This is a genomic window from uncultured Gimesia sp. (assembly GCF_937919775.1).
Classification (GTDB): domain Bacteria; phylum Planctomycetota; class Planctomycetia; order Planctomycetales; family Planctomycetaceae; genus Gimesia.
On the sequence record NZ_CALFPF010000050.1, the window covers coordinates 1 to 3474 of the forward strand.

The following is a 3474-nucleotide window of genomic DNA, read 5'->3' on the forward strand; positions in this document are numbered from 1 at the left end:
AATTTAATAACGATTACTAATACAGTATAGAGATTCAGGCGTGGGTATTCCAGTGGAATGCACTCCCCAAGTTGCTGCACTTCAACACAAATCAGAACATACGTCTCCGTATTGTAGAGAGTAATTTTCGGGCAGGTCGGAATACCAGCCCCTGCAGAGTCAGGAAAATTGTGGTTTAAAGGCGGGCTGCTCTCCTTTATTGATCGCAAAACACGTGGGCCAAAAACACTCATCGCATAGAAATAATTGAACAGGATTCTCTGCCTGTTTTCTCCTGAGAAACTTTTGAAAAAAAATTTGCATTTGACAAACATGTTTTACTTGAGTAAATTGACTACAGTAAATCACAGCCCTCAAGGAGACACGGATGACAGCCAACCAACTGGGACGCGTGCAACTGCAAATCATGCAGGTCCTCTGGGATCGGGGACGCGCCAACGCGCGTGAAATCACCGATGCGCTCAACGAAAGTAGTGAAATCGCTCACAGCACGGTCCAGACACTATTAAGACAACTCGAAGCCAAGCAGGCTGTGGCTCATGATGTCGAGGAACGCACGTTTGTGTTTTATCCTCTCATTGAAGAAGACAAAGTCACACGACAGGCCACGCGTGAACTCATCAACGAGATCTTCGACGGCTCTGCGGCAGGCCTGGTCGCCTATCTCCTGGAAAATGAGAAAATTCCCAAGTCGGAACTGCAGCAGCTTCGCAAACTGATCAACGACGAGTAATCGCAAAGTTTAAATCACTCAGGGGAGATCAAACGATGTTTGACACAACTCTCGCTTATTTTTGTGTTCACGTTCTGCTTCAATCAACGCTTCTGATTGCGGTGGGATTCCTCGCCGGGCGCTTATGCGGACAACACAAACCGGCAGTGCAGTCGGCCATTCTCCGCGTCACGTTGATCGCCTTACTGTTATGCCCTGTCGCATCCCTGACATTAGGTAAAATCGGGATCACCGGCTACGCACTGCTGCCTGCGTGGGAAACACAGCAGATCACGAGATCAGAGAATGCATCGTCTACCGGGAATACGAATTCACGACTGACTGCCCCTGAGGATCTGGCAGTGAATTCAGCCACCGAAAATAAAATGTCCCCTGATTCCGACTCAGATGCACCCCGAAACTCGCAAGTTCTCTCCGCGGAAATCACCTCGCCGAAAAACATTCACTCCGACCTCACTACCGAATTTGAATTCTCCGCGGAATCGTTTTCAAATGCGAGTACTACAACCGGTTTTATGCCGTTGATGGGCTGGATCATCGCCTTGACCTGGGTGACAGGGATGATCATTCTCCTGGCAAAACTTCTTTTGGCAAATCGGCGGGCCTCTCGACTACTTCGAAGCAGCCGGGAGGCGGGCGCTGAAGTTCAGGAGCTTTGTCGACTCACGTCACAGACGCTGAAGTTACTCCCGCCGAAGATAAAAATCTCATCGTGTGTCCATTCCCCTTGTCTGATTGGAATCTGGAATCCGCTGATTCTGCTACCAGAAGAGAAATCACTGACGCAACCTGTCTTGCGCGACGTTCTCCTGCATGAGCTGGCCCATCTGGCCCGCCATGACTGTCTGTTTCACCTGTTGGCCCGGCTCGCCACTGTGGTACTCTTCTTTCAACCGCTGGTCTGGTGGCTGTCACGCCGTCTGGAGCAAGTTGCCGATGATATCTGTGATGATTACGTCATTCATTACGGTTCCGGGCGCAAGAGTTATGCGAATACGCTCGTCGATTTTGCAGAGCAGTTGCCTCTGCGAGCGACAACCACGGAAGCGGGTCTGGCGATGGTCTCTCTGCGTTCCTCGCTGAGTCGGCGTGTCCTGCGAATTCTGGACTCTTCCCGCTCTCTGACGCTCCGGCTGCCTGCGAAGTGGGTTATCTTGATCACTCTGCTGGGAATCTCCGCGACCGCCAGTGCGGCTCTGATTGTGAATGCCCGACCTGAATCAGATCTTGACAATACGGCTACCGTGTCCCAATCTGACAAAAACTTACCGCTTGCTGCATCTCCGAAAGCGATTCCGCAAACCAGTTCGGTGAATACAGCAGAAAAGACAGCTACCGACACTGACACGAAACAGAAAACTGCTGCGACAACAAAATCGGATCTCCAGTTTCAAGGACACGTCGTTAGTCCCGATGGTCAGCCGGTCAAAGCTACCACGATCGGATTGGTAAGTACAGGCAGGGATCAACGCAAGCAGATTGAGCTCACATCAACGAATGACCAGGGAAGATTTGATTTTACTATTCCCGCTTCGAGTGAGCTTTATAGTTCGATCAGAGACGGAGGGATGTTGATCGCCCAGGCTGAGGGTTATGGCCCGGCGGTAGAAAGTGTTTATCAGTTTGAAACCTCTGGAGAAATGCGCAAAACCCTGCTGGAAAAACTTGCGAATTCTCACACTCCTCCTGGATTTCTGAACCAGGCGCGGGCACGAATCCACAATGCGACGTCCACCTTCCAACTGGTCGCCGACGACACGCCCCTCACGGGCCGCGTTGTCAATATTGAAGGGCAGCCGGTGGCAGGGGCCAGTCTGCGGGTGACCCAGCTGAACTATTCAGAGACAGGATCGCTCGACGAGTGGGAAAAAGCAGCAGAGAAGTCAGAAGCTGATTTTTATGAGATACGAATGCTGCTGACCAAGAGTCTCGGCAATGATGTTGGCGGTGCGACGCTGGAATACATCCCCACTGTAGTGACCGACCGGAATGGGCGGTTCACATTCAAAGGCCTGGGGCGAGAACGAATCGTCAAACTCCTGATTTCAGGTCCGGGAATCGCCACAAGCTACGTCGTAGCCCGAACCCGCAAAGGGAAAATCATTGAAGTCCCTGTGCAGGCCAGCAATCCCTGGAGAGAGAAAATGGTCTATCATCCGAGTGAATTCACGTATGTGGCTGGACCGTCTCACCCTGTGTCCGGCGTGGTCCGGGATTCGAAGACACACCAACCGCTACCGGGAGTAAAACTGCAAAGCTATCGGCTGGCCGGGCGGAGTACATCAGGCTGGTCTGAGGGGCTGGTCCAGACGGTCACCGATGATCAGGGACGCTATCGCCTGGAAGGCTTACCGATCGGTAAAAATGAAGTTATATGTCTAAACCCCAAGGATCAGCCTTATCTCCTCTCCAAGTTTGTCGCAGAGACCAGCGCAGGACTTCCAGTTCTGAAAAAAGATGTGGACCTCACACGGGGAATCTGGGCAGAAGGTCGTGCATATGACATGGCCTCCAGTGAACCGATACGAGGAGGGCGCGTCGACTACTTTGCATTCAATGACAATCCTTTCCTGCAACCGGTTAAAAAAAGTTTAGCGCATCTCACAGCTCATCACACACTCCATTCCGACGGCACCTATCGCATTCCTGTTCTTCCGGGTCCTGGTATAGTTACGGTTATGGCCGACGAGCACATGAAGTATCAGCGTGGCAAAGGCGCGGAGAACATCAAGGGCAAAAAA

At 51.7% G+C, this 3474-nt stretch carries 3 protein-coding genes; 2 read left to right on the forward strand and 1 reads right to left on the reverse strand.

All coding sequences use genetic code 11. From position 1 onward, the window contains the following. A partial coding sequence (locus Q0294_RS01400) for a hypothetical protein (protein WP_299460049.1) occupies positions 1-314 on the reverse strand: 314 nt, incomplete at its 3' end. Positions 315-367: 53 nt separating this feature from the next. On the opposite strand from Q0294_RS01400, the gene Q0294_RS01405 reads away from it, so the two are divergent. Further along, positions 368-733, forward strand: a complete 366-nt coding sequence (locus Q0294_RS01405) for a BlaI/MecI/CopY family transcriptional regulator (protein WP_299460052.1) — start codon at positions 368-370, stop codon at positions 731-733. A gap of 35 nt (positions 734-768) precedes the next feature. Then, the coding region (locus tag Q0294_RS01410) for a M56 family metallopeptidase (RefSeq protein ID WP_299460055.1) at positions 769-3474 on the forward strand (2706 nt) is incomplete at its 3' end.